The 17,208-nt window shown below is 38.6% G+C and carries 16 protein-coding genes; all 16 read left to right on the top strand.

What is annotated here, in order from left to right:
• Positions 1–4 precede the first annotated feature (4 nt).
• The 16 genes from Ana3638_RS23405 to Ana3638_RS23330 all read left to right on the top strand — a co-directional run bounded on the left by Ana3638_RS23405 (position 5) and on the right by Ana3638_RS23330 (position 17,142).
• Positions 5–358, top strand: coding sequence for an LPXTG cell wall anchor domain-containing protein (locus Ana3638_RS23405; protein WP_161840185.1), 354 nt, complete (start codon positions 5–7; stop codon positions 356–358).
• Between the two features lie 28 nt (positions 359–386).
• Positions 387–1,127 carry a WxL domain-containing protein gene (locus Ana3638_RS23400; protein ID WP_161840184.1) on the top strand — a complete coding sequence of 247 codons (741 nt, stop codon included), beginning with the start codon at positions 387–389 and terminating at the stop codon, positions 1,125–1,127.
• Positions 1,128–1,234: 107 nt separating this feature from the next.
• Positions 1,235–2,272: a DUF916 and DUF3324 domain-containing protein gene (locus Ana3638_RS23395; RefSeq protein WP_161840183.1), complete on the top strand. Its 1,038-nt coding sequence runs from the start codon at positions 1,235–1,237 to the stop codon at positions 2,270–2,272.
• Positions 2,273–2,381: 109 nt separating this feature from the next.
• On the top strand, positions 2,382–3,104 hold the full coding sequence (locus Ana3638_RS23390; protein ID WP_161840182.1) for a class A sortase: 723 nt from the start codon (positions 2,382–2,384) through the stop codon (positions 3,102–3,104).
• Between the two features lie 719 nt (positions 3,105–3,823).
• Positions 3,824–6,316: a LuxR C-terminal-related transcriptional regulator gene (locus Ana3638_RS25865; protein WP_161840181.1), complete on the top strand. Its 2,493-nt coding sequence runs from the start codon at positions 3,824–3,826 to the stop codon at positions 6,314–6,316.
• Between the two features lie 152 nt (positions 6,317–6,468).
• Positions 6,469–6,969, top strand: a complete 501-nt coding sequence (locus Ana3638_RS23380) for a chemotaxis protein CheW (RefSeq protein WP_330587761.1) — start codon at positions 6,469–6,471, stop codon at positions 6,967–6,969.
• Positions 6,970–7,098: 129 nt separating this feature from the next.
• Complete coding sequence (locus Ana3638_RS23375; protein WP_161840180.1) at positions 7,099–8,949, top strand: methyl-accepting chemotaxis protein; 1,851 nt, start codon at positions 7,099–7,101, stop codon at positions 8,947–8,949.
• A gap of 97 nt (positions 8,950–9,046) precedes the next feature.
• On the top strand, positions 9,047–9,517 hold the full coding sequence (locus Ana3638_RS23370; protein ID WP_161840179.1) for a chemotaxis protein CheW: 471 nt from the start codon (positions 9,047–9,049) through the stop codon (positions 9,515–9,517).
• 126 nt (positions 9,518–9,643) lie between these two features.
• A complete protein-coding gene (locus Ana3638_RS23365) occupies positions 9,644–10,459 on the top strand; it encodes a CheR family methyltransferase (protein ID WP_161840178.1) in 816 nt (271 codons plus the stop codon).
• Positions 10,460–10,465: 6 nt separating this feature from the next.
• A complete protein-coding gene (locus Ana3638_RS23360) occupies positions 10,466–11,491 on the top strand; it encodes a protein-glutamate methylesterase/protein-glutamine glutaminase (protein WP_161840177.1) in 1,026 nt (341 codons plus the stop codon).
• 9 nt (positions 11,492–11,500) lie between these two features.
• Positions 11,501–11,968 (top strand): chemotaxis protein CheD, encoded by a 468-nt coding sequence (locus Ana3638_RS23355; protein WP_161840176.1) that lies wholly within the window; start codon positions 11,501–11,503, stop codon positions 11,966–11,968.
• 356 nt (positions 11,969–12,324) lie between these two features.
• Positions 12,325–13,476 (top strand): DUF362 domain-containing protein, encoded by a 1,152-nt coding sequence (locus tag Ana3638_RS23350; protein ID WP_161840175.1) that lies wholly within the window; start codon positions 12,325–12,327, stop codon positions 13,474–13,476.
• 301 nt (positions 13,477–13,777) lie between these two features.
• Entirely contained in the window at positions 13,778–14,299 is a 522-nt protein-coding gene (locus tag Ana3638_RS23345) for a pyridoxamine 5'-phosphate oxidase family protein (RefSeq protein WP_161840174.1), read from the top strand.
• Positions 14,300–14,512: 213 nt separating this feature from the next.
• Positions 14,513–14,923: a BtrH N-terminal domain-containing protein gene (locus tag Ana3638_RS23340; protein WP_330587760.1), complete on the top strand. Its 411-nt coding sequence runs from the start codon at positions 14,513–14,515 to the stop codon at positions 14,921–14,923.
• Positions 14,924–15,058: 135 nt separating this feature from the next.
• Complete coding sequence (locus Ana3638_RS23335) at positions 15,059–15,688, top strand: CatB-related O-acetyltransferase (RefSeq protein ID WP_161840173.1); 630 nt, start codon at positions 15,059–15,061, stop codon at positions 15,686–15,688.
• A 164-nt stretch (positions 15,689–15,852) separates the two neighbouring features.
• Positions 15,853–17,142, top strand: coding sequence for a LysM peptidoglycan-binding domain-containing protein (locus Ana3638_RS23330; protein ID WP_161840172.1), 1,290 nt, complete (start codon positions 15,853–15,855; stop codon positions 17,140–17,142).
• The last annotated feature ends 66 nt before the right edge of the window (positions 17,143–17,208 follow it).

Here is a 17,208-nt window from a genome sequence, read left to right as displayed (position 1 = left end):
GCAGATGAAACGATTATTTGGAATCTTATTTGTACTACTTCTCAGTATGGTAATACCAATGGCGGATGTGGATGCAAACGAGGCGGAACCATATCAATCCGATACAAGTGTTAGCTTTTACGGAGAATACAAACCTACTATGCCCGGAACCGGCGAACCGCAGGAACTAACGATTGAATCGGAGGAACCTGCCGCTGTACCACAGACCAAAGCTCCAATTATTACCACTGGAGTACCACCGTCATCACTTCCCCAGACAGGGGATAGCTCCAATCTGACCTATGTGTACGTAGGTCTGGTATTACTGGTATCTTGTATTCTGATACCAAAAAGTAAAATGCAATTAATAAACACTTAATATAAGCACCTAAAAAGGAGAGAATATCATGAAATTAAACAAAAAAGTTGTAGCAATGGCATTAGCAGTAAGCTGCTTTAGTCTAAACACGATGGCAGCAATGGCAGCGGAAACATATTCCTATAATTCAAACGCAGCGATTACATTTGAATCCAGCACGGAAGTAACACTCCCTGTAGATCCTGAGAATCCGGGAAACCCGGTAACCCCAGTTGGTCCAACAGATCCAGGAACTCCCGGACCATTAAGCATCGATTTTGTATCGAGCTTTAATTTTGGTAATCAAAAAATCAGTACCCAAGATAAAACTTACTATGCTATGGCTCAGAAAGTTACTTTAGCTGATGGTGTAACAATAGCGGAACGTCCCAATTATGTACAGGTTACAGACAACAGAGGAACCGAAGCAGGCTGGACATTATCTGTAAAGCAAAATGACATTTTTACATCAACAGCGGACTCCGCTCATACATTACCAGGAGCGACAATTAAAATTAATACTATTAATGTAAATACCACCTCTGCATCACCTGTACCAGGTACCGTGGCAAGCAGTATCCTTCTTAATACTTCTGATAAAACAGTTATGGCAGCAGCGGAGGGTGAAGGAGCCGGAACCTATATTGCTAAGTTTGGTGATATGTCGAACGCAGCACGCAGTGTTGAATTATTTGTACCCGGAAGTATTACAAAATATGCGGAAACATATCGTACAACGATTACTTGGTCATTAAGTGATACTCCTGAAAATGCAATTGTAACTCCATAACCGTAAACATTTGTTAAAAGGGTAAAGACCTATTTGGAAGCAAGGTGATGTATTATAGGAACTAAAGTGCATCACCTTGCTAATTTAGATTAGAGGGGAAATATATAATGAAGAAAAAAATGCTTTTGGCTTTAACGATGATGCTGCTGATACTGCCGCTGTTTCATACGATTACAATGGCATCGGAGTTTAATTTTGCAGTTACTACAGTTATTCCGGATAATCAAAGAGATAAGAATAAAACGTATTTTGATCTGCTAATGAAGCCATCCCAACTTCAGACAATTGAAATAGAGCTTCGTAATGATACGGACAGGGATGTTAAAATCAAACCAGAAATCCATACGGCGACTACCAATATGAACGGCGTGGTTGAATATGGGAACAATAACATAAAGGCAGATTCCACGTTGTTATACAAAATGGAGGATATCGTTACAACCAAGGCTGAAGTTGAGATTCCCGCCAAGAGCTCCTGCATGCTCAAATTGGATATCAATATGCCCAAAGAAGAGTTTGACGGTTTTTTAGCCGGAGGGATCACTCTGAAGGAATTCAAAGAGGTTGAGAATACAGATAATACAAATAGTGATAATGCGGCAGGTATGTCCATAAAGAATGAATATGCTTATGTGGTAGCAATACTGCTTAGTGAAAATGATTCCGAAATCATACCGGAACTTAAGCTAAATGACGTCTTCCCTGATCAGGTAAATGCGCGTAATGTAATAAGTGCAAATATTCAAAACTGTATGCCCATGTATATGAATCAGATGACCGTAGAGGCAAAAGTGACTAAAAAGGGGGATAGTACAATTCTGTATGAGTCAAGCAATGAAGGTCTTCAGATGGCACCAAATTCCAATTTCAATTATCCAATTCCTTTGAACGGAGAAAAATTGAAAGGCGGAGAATATACTTTGACAATGACGGCTGCTTCTATGGGAGAGGTATGGACTTGGACAAGGGACTTCACAATAGAACGTGATATGGCGTTAGCCCTGAATAAATCGGATGTCAGTATTAAGCAAACAGATTATACCTGGCTGTATGTCGCCATTGGGACAGGACTTCTTCTGTTGGTAATAGTCCTATGGATTCTGATATTAAAAAAGAAGAAAAGAAAAAAATCAGATGAAGAATAAATCAAAACCCAGAATACATCTTAAGGATATCTTTCTGCAAGGATCTCTTTTTTGCCTGATTTATATCGCATTGTTTTTGATTTCCTCACCATGGTTAACGCAGGCCCTGATGGATCAGAAGAGGACACAGTATTCTATATATAATTTTACCCCAGAGGAAATCAAGAAAAACATCCTGCAGGCAGAAGCAGCAGAAGAACAGTCTGCTATTGAGGCTCCGGATTTTGGGACGGTACTTTCGAATATAACAGTCATAGATAGAAAAGATGTTGTAGGAGCTATCGCAATCAGTGATTTGAAACTGCTGCTGCCGGTATTAGAAGGAACAACAACATCAAATCTGATGGTGGGAGCGACTACAATAAAGGCGGGTCAGGTAATGGGAAAAGGAAATTATTGCTTGGCAGGTCATCATATGAAAAATGATGAACTTTTGTTTGGTCCCCTTCTTCAAATAAAAGTGGGCAGTTTGATTCAGCTGTCAGATAAGAAGACGATTTATACCTATCAGGTAACGGAGACGAGGATTGTCCCCGAGACAGATCTCACGGTACTTAAGGATCAGAGTGTTCCATTATTGTCTTTGATAACCTGCGATATTTCTGGGATAAATACCGACAACCGTTTTATCGTAATAGGTGAATTAGTAGATGAAAGTAATGAATCCACTGACAATGAATATGTATCCCAATTTAAGCATCAGGTAAATCAAATAAAAAAAGAAGAAGCGGCAACCAAATATTGCTTTCATTTTTGGCTTATAATTATATTTGTACTTTCGCTGGTCATGCAAATATTGCTAATAAAATTGAGCAGAAATCAATTAAAATAGAAAAACCTTAGCTGACCAAAGGAGGTTTTGGAACTGGGTTCAGAGTTTTTTATTAAGGAAGATTGGAGAGGTAATAGTAAACCATGTAACGGTTTCTCGAAAAATATGGTAATATTCTTATGCACTTTAGAAGCAAATACAGAAAACTTGACGTTTGTTAAAAAACTGAGCCAGTCACTAAAAAATACTAACAAAAGACTTCAAAATACTACAAAATTGAGTATGAAATAAGAAAGTGATATGTTGTATTATTTATAGTACTGGTTATTTTTTGATACTTTAATTGAGCAAGGAAAATGTAGTGATAATTATAGCTATTAAGAGTGGAGGATCAAAAGCCCTTTCATACACTGGCATTCATGTATAACACTAAATTGGGGCTTTTGACCCTCCAATCCTTTTAAGCAATTGCGAAACTCCAATAATGTATCTATATACCATGCAATTGATATGAATTTCAGAGCTGAATCTTGCCCGGAGGGCAACTAAAGCTATGAAATTCATATCAACTGCATGGTATAATGAAAAACTATAGTTTCGTAATTGCCTAATAATAGCTATTGCTGAAAGGAAGATAGAAATTGATTAGAAATATGGCGATCTAAATTGTGAATTTATTGCATATTACCACATTTTATTCATAGATGCTTCTATGGAAATATTGGCTGATTCTAAAGGATACTCCAAAGCTAAAGGAGATCAGAATTAGAGGTATAGAAATGAGAAATAAAGTAAACCTACGAAATAAGTATTATTTTCCGGATAAGCTTAGAATGAAGCTAAGCAAAATATCACATCACTCCTTAACAATCGTGGAAGCGCCATCCGGTTTTGGAAAGACAACTGCCGTCAGAGAGTATTTGAAAGAGTACCTACCCCATGGTGCCTGTGAATATTGGTATACCTGTTTGGGCGAGTCTGCTTCTATGGCATGGTTGGGAATCTGTGAGTTGTTCTCTAAAATAAATATTAAAGTAGCTGAAGCTTTAAAAAACTTGAAGATGCCCACTATGGATACATTATTCTATCTGACGTTATATCTCAGAGATCTCCACTGCGTAACGGAAACCTATTTAGTAGTGGATAACTACCAGCTTGTTAACTGCAATATTCCCCGTGAATTAATTAGTATTTTCTCCATGCATGGAAATCCCAAGTTACATATGATATTCATTACCCAGCCATTGGAAGCTAAACAGCAAATTTCAATTCATAATAATATTCATACCATTAATGCATCTTCTTTCTTGTTTGACAAGGATGATATAGTCTGTTTGTTTCGCAAGGAAGACATCCGTCTCACGGATGAAGTATTGGAAAAAATATTTATTAGTACAGAAGGTTGGGTATCGGCCATTCGTCTGCAAATGAAAAACTTTATTGAAACTGGGTCGTTTGATCTCAACGCTGATATAGAGCAGCTTGTAGAAATAGCTATTTGGAATAGGCTTACACCGGAAGAACAAGATTTTCTTCTGTTAGTATCGGTACTGGACAGTTTTAAGATACATCAGGCGGCTATTATGCTGAATCAGGAGACCCTGCCTGAGAATATCATAGTCCTTCTCAAGAATAACGACTTCATAAAATATCTACCAGATAAATGTCTATACAGTATGCACAGCGTTTTGCAGAACTATTTGCGGAACCGGTTTTATAATCAGACGTCTATGGATTATCAAAATCAAATATTTCGTAAAGCCGGAGTCTCCTGTGCAGCTATGTCAGAGTACTATCCCGCTTCAGAGTTTTTTTATAAAATTCAAGATTTTGACGCTATTCTGTCTTTACCCTTCAGCCGTGAATATTTAGATAAACAGAAAGGGATAAAACTATCGGAATTTATTATTACGATAGTCAATGAATGCCCGGAAGAAATTTTATGTAAATATCCTTTTAACATGATTGTATTCGGCTACTATAGCTTTTGGAGCGGTCATACGGAGACTTATGGAAGATTGTGCAGCTTGCTTCGTTTAGCAGTCCAAAATGGCCAGGATTTCGGTCAGGAGGAGTTACGGAGTATAAGAGGTGAATACACCCTTCTAACAACTCTGGGAGACTTTAATGATGGGTTAAAAATTAGACAGGGATATGAGACAGCACTAAAGATTTTAGGTAAACCATCTATAATGTGCAAGTATGACACTCCATGGCTGTTTGCTACTACCTCTGTGCTGAATATGTTATGGAGAGAAACCGGTGAGTTGGAAAATGAACTGAATCGAGTAGATATAGATGCTCACTTATATCACCAGTTAAGACAAGGACATGGCATGGGCCACAACAGCGTCATGCGTGCTGAGGTCATGCTCATGCGAGGCCAGGACTACGAGGCCGAAATTATGTGCTATAAGGCACTATATGAGGCTCGCAGTTATCAGCAGACCGACATATGCATCTGCGCGGAACTGGTTCTTGTCCGTATTGCTATCCTCCGCGGAGATGCGCAGAGGTATTTTACTACGATAAAGAATTTGCAGAATTATGCCAAGGAAGACACCAATCTATATATTCTGCACATGGTAGAATATTGTATGTCAATCATAGGTCTTGAATTGAATATTAAATATTATGTAGCATCTTGGCTATATGACATACTTAATTATAAAAATGTGTTGTATGCACCTGTTATACCGCACGCTCAAGTATTATACCTAAATATCCTGCTCCTGGAAAACAGGTATAGCGAGTTATATGGTTTGTCCCAGCTTATCCTGGATAAATCAAAGGATATTCACAATAATATTAAGTATATGATGCCACAAGTTTCTTGTTTAAAGCTTCTTGCAATAGCAAAATATAATAATGGAGATTTTTCCGCCGCACAAGAATATCTTAAGCAGGCTCTTTCAATAGCGTTGCCGGACAAGATTTATCTGCCCTTTGCCAATGAAGCTGGTAAATTGAATTCTCTGTTAGAAGCGTTAAAGAGCTCAATGTCGGACAGAGATGGTATAAATACCATAATAGAACTTGGAAAGCGGTATGAAAGGGGTATTAAAACTATTAAAAAGGCGATTACCTCAGATAGATCACCGCTGACGCCAAGAGAAAGAGAAGTAGCCCAGCTTGCAAGAGATAGATTGAGTGCAAAGGAGATAGCAGGCAGACTGTTTATTTCTGAAACTACTGTCAGAACGATCCTCAGAAGCGTATACAGTAAACTTGATATTCATTCAAAAACAGAGCTGGCTAATAAGGAATTCTGACAAAAAAAACCTAAATACTACATAATTGAGTATGAATAAAATAGTGGTCTGCTGTATTCTTTTTTTATATATAGTAGATTTTTTTTGAAGCTTTATAGGCAGGGAAATGTAGTGATAGCAGCTTTTGACAAAAGGAAGAAAGGAGCATTAGATTGGCCAAGCTAGATGTTAAGGAACTAATGGAGCAAGAAGATACACAGAAAGGAAAGTTTCTCAACTTTTCCATAGGAAGTGAGATGTATGGGATCGAAGTCCGAAATGTCATCGAGATTATTAGGATTCTGCCTATGACGGAGGTACCGGAACTACCGGAGTATATTAAGGGAATTATTAATTTGAGAGGGAAAATTATCCCTGTTATGGATGTAAGACTTAGATTTAAAAAACCGTTTAAGGAGTATAACGATAAGACCTGTATTATAGTTATTGACATTGAAGACACCTATATTGGATTAATCGTTGATAGCGTTTCAGAAATAGTTTGGATACCGGAAGTTGAGATTGTCGATCTGCCAGAGCTTAATAAAGCCGGCAACAGGTATATAAAAGGTATTGGTAAGGTTGGAAACGGAGTGAGATTAATTCTGGATTGTTATAAATTACTCACCCATAGTGATTTCGAAAATCTAAACAGTTCCGTTTTTAAGTCGTAAGAGCCGAAGGGATTAAGTTTTTAATAGTAATGGAGGATTTTATAAGCAAAAAAAAGATAAAGAAGTTAAGTATTAGAGATACGCAGGTTAATTTTATTTTTATGAACAAATATTGAGGAGGACAATGAGATGAAATGGTTTTATAATTTAAAGATTTCTGTAAAGATGATAATAGGCTTTATTGTAGTAGCTGCTATAGCAGGCATAGTAGGAATAGTCGGTATTATTAACATAAGTAAGATAGACAAACTGTATACTGACATGTATGAAAGGAATACGGTAAGCCTTAGTCAATTGATTACAATCACAGAGACCTACCAGATGACGAGGAGCGGTTTGAGAGATTTAATTATTTTGAAGGATGACGAATCTTTGAATAAAACGGTTGAATCATTAAACGGTAATTATGAAATGTTAATGGAATATTTAAAGGAATTCGGAAAATTAATGAATGACCCAAGAGTTATTAAGGTGCATGAGGATCTGACCAGTTCCTTAACTAGTGACTTTGTTCCATATAAGGACAAGGTAATTCAGCTTGCTACTGCAAACCAAAATGATCAGGCGTATAATACATTGACTATCGAGGGAGTTGAAGTAAATAAAAAGATTTCAGGAGCTATAGAAGAATTAACTGGATTAAATATAGAATTGGCGGCCAAAATCTCAGATGACAATTCAGCTACAGCAAAAACAGCTACAGTAATAATGATAATAATAATAATAATCGGTGTGTTCGTTTCAACCATACTTGGTATCTTTGTATCCGGTATCATAAGTAAACCGGTTAAAAAGCTGGTTGAAGCAGCTGATAAACTTGCTCTTGGTGATGTACATGTAACTGTTGAAGCAACGACCAGGGATGAAATCGGTAATCTTATGGAATCATTTAGCCATATTATAGAAAATATTCGCGGTCAGGCTATCGTTGCTGAAAAAATAGCTGCCGGAGATATGACTGTTGACGTCACCATTAAATCAGAAAATGACCTGCTTGGTAAAAAGCTTTATGAGATGGTAGAAAATAATAATGAAGTGTTATCCAGCATTACTGCTGCATCAGAACAGGTAGCATCGGGTGCGAAGCAGATATCTGACTCCAGTATTGCTCTTTCCCAGGGTGCAACAGAGCAAGCCAGTTCGATAGAACAGCTTACTGCTTCCATCGAAGAAATATCCTCTCAAACCAAACAAAATGCCGAAAATGCAAATGAGGCGAATGGATTGGCTGAAACTGCGAAGACATATGCGGAACAAGGCAATGAACAAATGAAGGAGATGCTCAAAGCAATGCAGGATATCAATGATTCTTCTACTAATATCTCCAGGATCATCAAGGTCATTGATGAAATCGCGTCCCAGACGAACATGTTGGCTCTTAATGCCGCTATAGAAGCAGCAAGAGCAGGAGAGCATGGGAAGGGGTTTGCAGTCGTTGCAGAAGAAGTGAGAATCCTGGCGGAGCGGTCTGCGAACGCAGCGAAAGAAACTACCGATATGATAGAGAACTCTATTAGGAAAGCAGAAGGCGGAACTAAAATTGCCAATGAAACGGCTGGTGCACTCAACATGATTGAGGAAGGTGTTGATAAAGTAGCAAGGTTGGTAAATGGTATTGCGGTATCTTCCAATGAACAGGCGACTGGTATTGCACAGATCAACCAGGGAGTAATGCAGATATCACAGGTAGTTCAGACCAACTCGGCAACTTCCGAGGAAAGTGCGGCTGCCAGCGAGGAACTGGCAAGTCAGGCGGAACTCCTGAAAGATCAAGTGAGCAGATTTAAACTAAAAAGAGCAGCCAAGCATTTATCCAATCGAGGACTGGAGGAAATTAATCCTGAGGTTTTACGGATGCTTGAGTCCAGGAACAAAAATAAAAGATTTGATGAAAGTATGGCTGCGGAGGCTCATACCGAGGCAGCATTCGCCGATACAAGAAAAATAGCATTGAGTGACAGCGAGTTCGGAAAGTATTGAGATGGAAGTCAGATAGAATAAGGCGTATATCGTATATATGAGGCTTGAAAGAGAGTTGTGGGACTCTCTTTCTTCCTTACAGGAAAGGAGCATTAGAATGGCAGGGATTGATGTTAAGGAATTAATGGAGGAAGAAGATACACAGAAAGGAAAATTTCTAACCTTTTCCATGGAAAGTAAGATGTATGGGATCGATGTCCGATATGTTACTGAGATTATTGGTATTCAGCCTATTACTGAAGTACCGGAACTGCCTGGCTATATTAAGGGAATTATTAATTTGAGAGGGAAAATTATCCCTGTTATGGATGTAAGACTTCGGTTTAAAATGCCGTTTAAAGAGTATAACGATAGGACTTGCATTATAGTAATTGACATTGATGGTACCTGTATTGGACTAATCGTTGACAGTGTTACAGAAATACTTTCGATACCGGAAGATGAGATTGTTGATCCGCCAGAGGTTAATAAAACCGGCAATAATTATATAAAATGCATTGGCAAGGTTGGTAACGAGATGAAGTTAATCCTTGACTGCTATAAATTACTCAATGATAGAGAGATATAAAAACTAGACACTTCTCTATCGGATTGATAAAACCTACTAGTTAAAAATTGCGATTATTTTAGTATATGAGGCATAAAAGGGAGCCGAAAGACTCCCTTTCTCCTTTTTATAAAGGCTGGTGAGAATATGGTTAACATTACAGAAAAAGAGTTCAAGCAATTTGCCGAATACATTATAACCAACTATGGTATCAAATTGACAGCGGAGAAGCAGTCGCTGGTGGCCGGAAGACTTAATAATGTAATTCTGGGCAAGAATTTTAAAAGTTTATCCGAGTATATGGACTATGTGGCATCTGACAGAACAGGACAGGCGGTTGTTACCCTCCTTGATAAAATTACCACCAACCATACTTTCTTCATGCGGGAGGCGGACCATTTCTACTATTTCAGAGATGAAATACTCCCATATTTTTCAAGAATTATTACGGACAAGGATTTGCGGATTTGGAGCGCAGCATGCTCTTCCGGGGAAGAACCCTGTACCCTGGCGATGATTATCGATGAATTTTTCGGGAAGGAAAAAATGTGGTGGGATACAAAAATATTAGCTACCGATATCTCAAATAATGTTCTTGAAATTGCAAAGAAAGGTGTATACAGCAAAGAGAGAATCTCGGCTTTACCGGCAGCTTGGAAGCTGAATTACTTTAAAGAGATTGACGCTGAGAATTTCATACTGACTGATAAAATTAGAAATGAAGTGATATATCGAAAGTTAAATTTGATGGATTCAGTATTCCCGTTTAAACGGAAATTCCATGTAATTTTTTGCAGGAATGTAATGATTTATTTTGACAATAAGACTAAAAATGAATTGGCTGAGAAACTGTATGACATGACTGAATATGGGGGTTACTTGTTTATAGGGCATTCCGAGTCCTTAAACCGTGATTGCACCCGGTATAGATACATTATGCCAGCCGTCTACAGAAAGGAGTAAGTGGATATGGAAAACAGGAAAAAGATTAGGGTAATGATCGTTGACGATAGCATAATGTTCCGTGAAGTTATAAAAAGAGGGATTTCCTCTGACCCTTTGATTGAAGTCGTAGCTTTAGCCAGAGACCCCTTTGAAGCCAGGGATAAAATTCTAAATTTTCACCCTGATGTGATCACCTGTGATGTGGAAATGCCCAGGATGAATGGAATTGAATTTGTTCGCAGGCTGCTGCCACAATATTTTGCTCCTATCATTATGGTAAGTTCAGTCAGTAATGCAGTTTTTGAGGCAATGGAGGCTGGGGCAATCGATTTTGTTGTAAAACCTGATATTCAATCGACTAATGGGGTCGAAGAATTCATATGTGATCTGGTTCAAAAAATAAAGACAGCTTCAATGATCAAGAATCCGTCGCCTGGAATAAAAAAGGCAGCAATAAAGGTGCCCGATAAGATGATACATAACGCTGACACTATTATTGCCATTGGTGCCTCCACTGGGGGTACGGAAGCTATTTATAGCATACTCCGTTCCCTGCCTCCCACTATTCCGGGAATCGTGATTACACAGCATATTCCGCCTGTTTTTTCAAAGATGTTTGCTGAAAGATTGAACAGCCAAACCTCTCTAAAAGTCAAAGAGGCTGAGACCGGGGATTATGCAGACCAAGGTACGGTACTCATTGCTCCGGGAGACAGGCACATGAGGATAAAAAAGATCGGAAGAAGATATCAGGTAGAGTGCTTTCACGGGGAAAAAGTCAACGGACACTGCCCCTCAGTGGACGTACTGTTTCATTCGGTAGCGAAAGAAGCCTGCGGACATGCCGTAGGGATTATATTGACAGGTATGGGACAGGATGGAGCAAAAGGGCTTCTTGCCATGCGTTATAAAGGCAGCAGAACAATCGGTCAGGACGAAGAGTCGTCAATTGTGTACGGAATGCCAATGGCAGCTTTTGATATAGGGGCGGTAGAAAAACAGGCGGCATTGGGAAACATACCCCAAGTGTTGCTTGACATGATCGGTTAGGTGTTTAGGATGGAGTTAACTGTAGGATTAGGAGAATATATTATATCTGACAAAGAGAACGACATTATACGCACTTACGCTTTGGCTTCCTGTGTAGGGGTCACTGCTTACAGCCCGGTTAAAAAGATGGCAGGTATGATCCATGTGGTCCTCCCTTATCCTTTTGACAATAATGACAGGAAGGAACGCCCGGGTTATTTTGCTGAAACAGGAATTCCTTTGCTTATAAACACAATGTGCATAAAATATGGCTGTAGGAAGGAAGATCTGGTTATTCAAATGTATGGAGGGGCAGATTCTAGATTCCATAATGATGTTTACAACGTAGGAAGACGGAATATTGACGCCGTAAAACATAAGCTGTATGAATTGGGATTGAAAATACATAAAGACGATTTGCATGGTATTGAAAGCAGAACCTTGATTATGGAAGTAAAAACAGGATTAGTGAGAGTTTACCGCCAACCGATTTTTTGATATCAGTGACTTCATTTTCAAACCTGTCAGCCACATCCACTAAAAAATACCATCTGGGGTATAAAACCCCGGGTGTTTTTTTGGATTGTTTTGAACCTATACTTATTATGGTTAATTGTTATCCTATTTGCAGATTACAGCTACTGAATTCAATCTTGAGGATAAGGCAGCAACCAATACGCCTATTTTAAGTGGGTTGGAAATTGACATGGAATACAGATAAAGATATAATTATTTTAGAATAAAATAAATAGATTTATTGTGTTGAATAGGCAGAACCAATCAGACGAAATACTTAAGATAAACAAAGGAGAAGAAATAAGCAGTTCAAATATTCGTATCAAGAGGAGAATCGTATGAGCAAGGTAATTATACAGGAATGTAAAAATTATGACCTGGAAACCGTAATTGAAAAAATCAATGCTGCAGTAGAAATTCTCGGCGGATGGGATAAATTTGTTAAGCCGCAGGATAAAGTACTCCTTAAGGTGAATCTGATCGGGCCCAAGTCTTCCGAGTCGGCTGCTGTAACACATGCTGAATTTGTCAGAGCGATGGTAAGAATATTGAAGGGCAGGAATTGCATTGTATGGATCGGTGACAGCTCAGGGGGAGCTATAGCAGGAATAGCGCCCACTGCGCAGAGCTTCAAGGTTGCCGGTTACGAGCGGGTGGCGGAGGAAGAAGGAGCGGAAATTAAGAATTTTGACCGCGAGGGTGTGATACCGGTACAACCAGAAAGCCGGTGTGAAGAAACGATGCATATCGCAAAGCCTATGTTCGACGCTGATGTGGTTATTAATTTGCCGAAATTGAAAACACACTCGGCGCAGATTTTTTCCGGAGCTGTGAAAAATGTATTCGGATGCATACCGGGGCTCAAGAAGGCGAAGTATCATAAAATGGCTCCTGATTCAGGCGATTTTGGGCAAATCATCTGCGATATCCACAAAGCAACTAAAATACAGCTTCACATCATGGACGGGATTCTGGCAATGCAGGGAGAGGGGCCGACTGCAGGCGGCATTTATCAGGCTGGTAAAATTCTCATCAGTGAAGATCCGTTAGCATTAGATGTTGTGGCGGCAAAAATGGTGGGGATAGATGTTGAAGAGGTACCGATACTGGAAACAGCCCGGAAACGGAATCTGGGAGAAAGCTGGTTAAAAAATATTACACTTGCAGGCCATTATGAACAAGTCCCCAGGTTAGCTGGTTTTAAACTGCCCAAGCGTTTTAGGGGAGCAAAGAAGCGCAATAGTAAAGCCCTGATAAAAGTAATTGATTTTTTCAGCACACATCCCAGGATCGATGCCAATAAATGTAAAAAATGCAATATGTGTGTGGAAAGCTGCCCGGTACAGGCTATTGACAAGGATACGAAGCGGATTGATTATGATACCTGTATCGATTGTATGTGTTGTCACGAGTTATGCATGTTTAAAGCTGTGGAGCTTAAAAATGATAATAAGGCGGCAGGTTTGATATCAGGCTTTTTAAGGAAATAAACCCAATGATGGTCGATTTATTATCCTTGCAAATCTGCGAAGGAAAAACGTTATCTCAGGTACTGGTCTGCATTAGGCGCCGACTGATAAACATTGTTTACTGAATGGTTAAAAATAAGACAGAATACCAGGAACCGATATTCGAAGAACAACAGAACATAGACGTGGAATCAATCAATATGTTTCCGGCAGAAAGGAATGATGAGATAATGATTTATTATTTTAAAATGGTAAAGAGATATTTGATTAATAATCGGAATTAATATAAATTAAAGACTAATAAATATGAGAGGTGGTTTATATGGATTATAAGAAAGCAGCTTCCTATTGGATGGAAAAGGACACAAAGGCAGCCCGGATGGATCATAACGCGCTTTTGGCCCAGATAGAGAAGTTCATCATGGCACATAACACCTGCGCCATGGCTACCGGCTGCGGTGATTTTGTCCGCTGCACGCCCATCGAATACAACTATAAGGACGGAAGATTCTGGTTGTTTTCTGAGGGTGGTTTAAAGTTCCGTGCCCTGGAGGGCAACAAACATGTGTGCCTTGCCATCTACGACGGCTTTACCGGTTTGGGTCAATTGAGCGGGATGCAGATCACTGGTACCGCAGAGCTTGTGGAGCCGTGGACGGGTGAATACATGGACTTATTGGCATTCAAGAAAATTAACGCCGAGAAGCTGAAACAGCTGCCGGTCATAATGAGCCTTATCAAAGTTACGCCCACTCGTATTGACTTTTTATGCTCGGAGTTCAAAAATTTGGGCTTTGATTCACGGCAATATTTATGCTTTTCCAATGGAAATGCCGAGGTTTAAAGGGGAGTCAAGATTGGGCTGCTCAAGACAGAAAAGGTAGAGAATATGAGCAAATATCGGTTTTACCATTGGATCATGGAAAATGAACCAAACACAGAGAACTTTGTCACAGAAATCTGTTTCCCTATCAAAAAATAGTTCTTGACTCTCCCACGATGCGAGGGTTTATGCTCCTGTTGTAAGAGTAATAGAAACGATAGGAGGATACGTTTTATGCAAAAAAAATTGATTACGTTAAAGCACCATGCAGACGACTACGAATGTATGTGGAACGGTATAGAGGATTTATATATCCGAGATACCGGAGAAAAACTTCCACCAAGCTTCTTTTTCAGCCTCTCTTCATTTGGCTCGATCTGCTACATGAAAACACCAAATGAGGATCTAAAACGAATGGTTGCACTTGGGGACGGACGAACGAAACAGATGTATAAATTTCTTGCTCCCATTGTAGGATTTGAATACAAACATTACGAATATAAAACGTTTGAACAGGCAATCAAAAAGGCCAAGGCAGAAATCGATGCTGGGTATCCGCCTGTTTTAGGCGCTCTTGATATGTACTATCTGCCGTACTATTTAAAGCTTTATCACGGAGAACATATTCCTTTTCATTATATTTAATATCTATATTTAGCCAGAATTATTAAACAAGTGTTGCTTAATCAAAATTAAGAAATGAGGTGGTATGCGGTGAAGCGTTGCATTGCAATTACTGGATAGTTGAAGAAACAAACACTGATGATTGGAGGATTTTATATGACTATTCAGGAAAAGAAGATTTATCCACGTACAGGGGATAAGCAAACAGTTTACTTAAAAAACGTAATTGCCGGCCAAAGTATTACGGTCGGTGACGATACGATATACAATGACTTTGTGAACGATCCCATACAATTTGAGCAGAACAACGTTTTATACCACTATCCTGTCAATCATGACAGACTGATAATCGGGAAATTCTGCTCTATTGCCTGCGGTGCAAAATTTATATTTAACAGCGCAAATCACAAGCTATCGTCGCTTTCAACCTACCCGTTTCCGATTTTCTTTGAGGAATGGGGCTTAGATATCAAGGATGTCGCAAACGCATGGGATAACAAAGGTGACATTGTAATAGGAAACGATGTCTGGATCGGTTACGAGGCAATCATTCTGGCCGGAGTAACCATCGGCGACGGAGCAATCATTGGAGCTCGTTCAGTGGTGACAAAAGATGTGCCGCCCTATACGATTGTCGGCGGTGTTCCGGCAAAACCAATCCGAAAGCGTTTCCCCGAAGAAACCATTAGCGCATTGCTTGACATAAAATGGTGGGATTGGCCGAGAAAAAAGATTGCGCAAAATATCGATGCAATCCAATCCGGAAACATTGAGCAACTGAGATAAATTCACTTTATCAAGGATTGATTCCATGTTTTTAGTGATAGTAGATGTCATAATATTTATTTTTTCCTATATATTAGCAATTAGAAGGAAAGCGGGTACCCAGTGTTACTGAACGGAGGGAGGACTTGGTGAGATCCGCCTATAAAATCTGAATCGAGGACTTTATGGAAATATATGTAGTTCAACAAGGTGATACTATATATACTATTGCTGAAAAATATGGGATTTCAGCGGATAAATTAGTAGAGGATAATGGGTTGATATATCCATATGATTTGGTTAATGGGCAGTCTTTGATAATAACCTTTCCGAAACAGACACATATTGTGCAGGAAGGAGAAACTTTACAAAGTATTGCTGATTTCTATAATGTAACACAAATGCAAATTATAAGAAATAATCCAAATCATGCTGCCATGGATTATCTTAATCCGGGTGAAACATTAGTTATTAGCTATAACACCAGTAAAAGTATAACGATAAACGGTTTTGCCTATCCTTATATTAAAAAAGATATACTCATAAGAACTTTACCAAATTTAACTTATCTGTCAGTTTTTAATTATACGATAACAGAACGAGGCGAAATAATCACTTATTATGATGATTCAGAAATTATTCAAACGGCAAGAGAGTACCATGTTATCCCTCTCTTAATGTTAACTGCTCTGACCCCATTAGGATTGCCTAATATTGAGGCGGTATATAATATATTATTAAATGACGCATATCAGGAGAGAGTTATTGATGAATCTATCAATATAATGAAGAATCAGGGTTATATGGGTATTAATTTTGTTTTTAATTTTTTAAATGAAAATAATCAGTCACTTTATCTGAACTTTGCACAAAAAGTATCAAACCGTCTCAGGCAGGAGGGACTATTATTTTATGTAACAATTAACTATTCGGAACAGGAAACGGATAATAAAATAACCGTTGAACAAATTAATTATTCCAGCCTAAGTGATTATGTGAATGGGTTAATATTCTTAAAATTTGTATGGGGTTATAATGATAATCCGCCTGCACCTTTGAGTAATATAAATAATATAAGAATATTAATTGACAATGTAGCTTCCGGAGTATCATCGGATAAAATTGTTATTGGAAAACCCGTTATTGGTTATGACTGGCAGTTACCATACATACCTAACAGGACAGTTGCTTTTTCACTTACTGTTACTTCTGCATTGGAGTTAGCATATAACGTAGGTGCATCAATACAATTTGATGAAGTTTCTCAAACACCATACTTTTACTATAATGAGGTTATCTATGGCTATCCCTCTCAACATATCGTTTGGTTTATCGACGCAAGGAGTATAGATGCACTAAATCAAATAATTATAGAATATGACCTTTATGGAAGCGGGGTGTGGAATATAATGGTTTATTATCAACAATTATGGACAGCAATAAACTCACGATTTGATGTAATTAAATTAATATAGTTTATTCATATACGGTGATTTGAGTCCTTTCTAATCATCCATCGTCTTTATATATATAAAAAAATA

Source organism: Anaerocolumna sedimenticola (assembly GCF_009931695.1).
GTDB classification, from domain to species: Bacteria; Bacillota; Clostridia; order Lachnospirales; family Lachnospiraceae; genus Anaerocolumna; species Anaerocolumna sedimenticola.
Note: the sequence above shows the minus strand (reverse complement) of the source record. Positions and strands in the feature narration are given on the sequence as shown.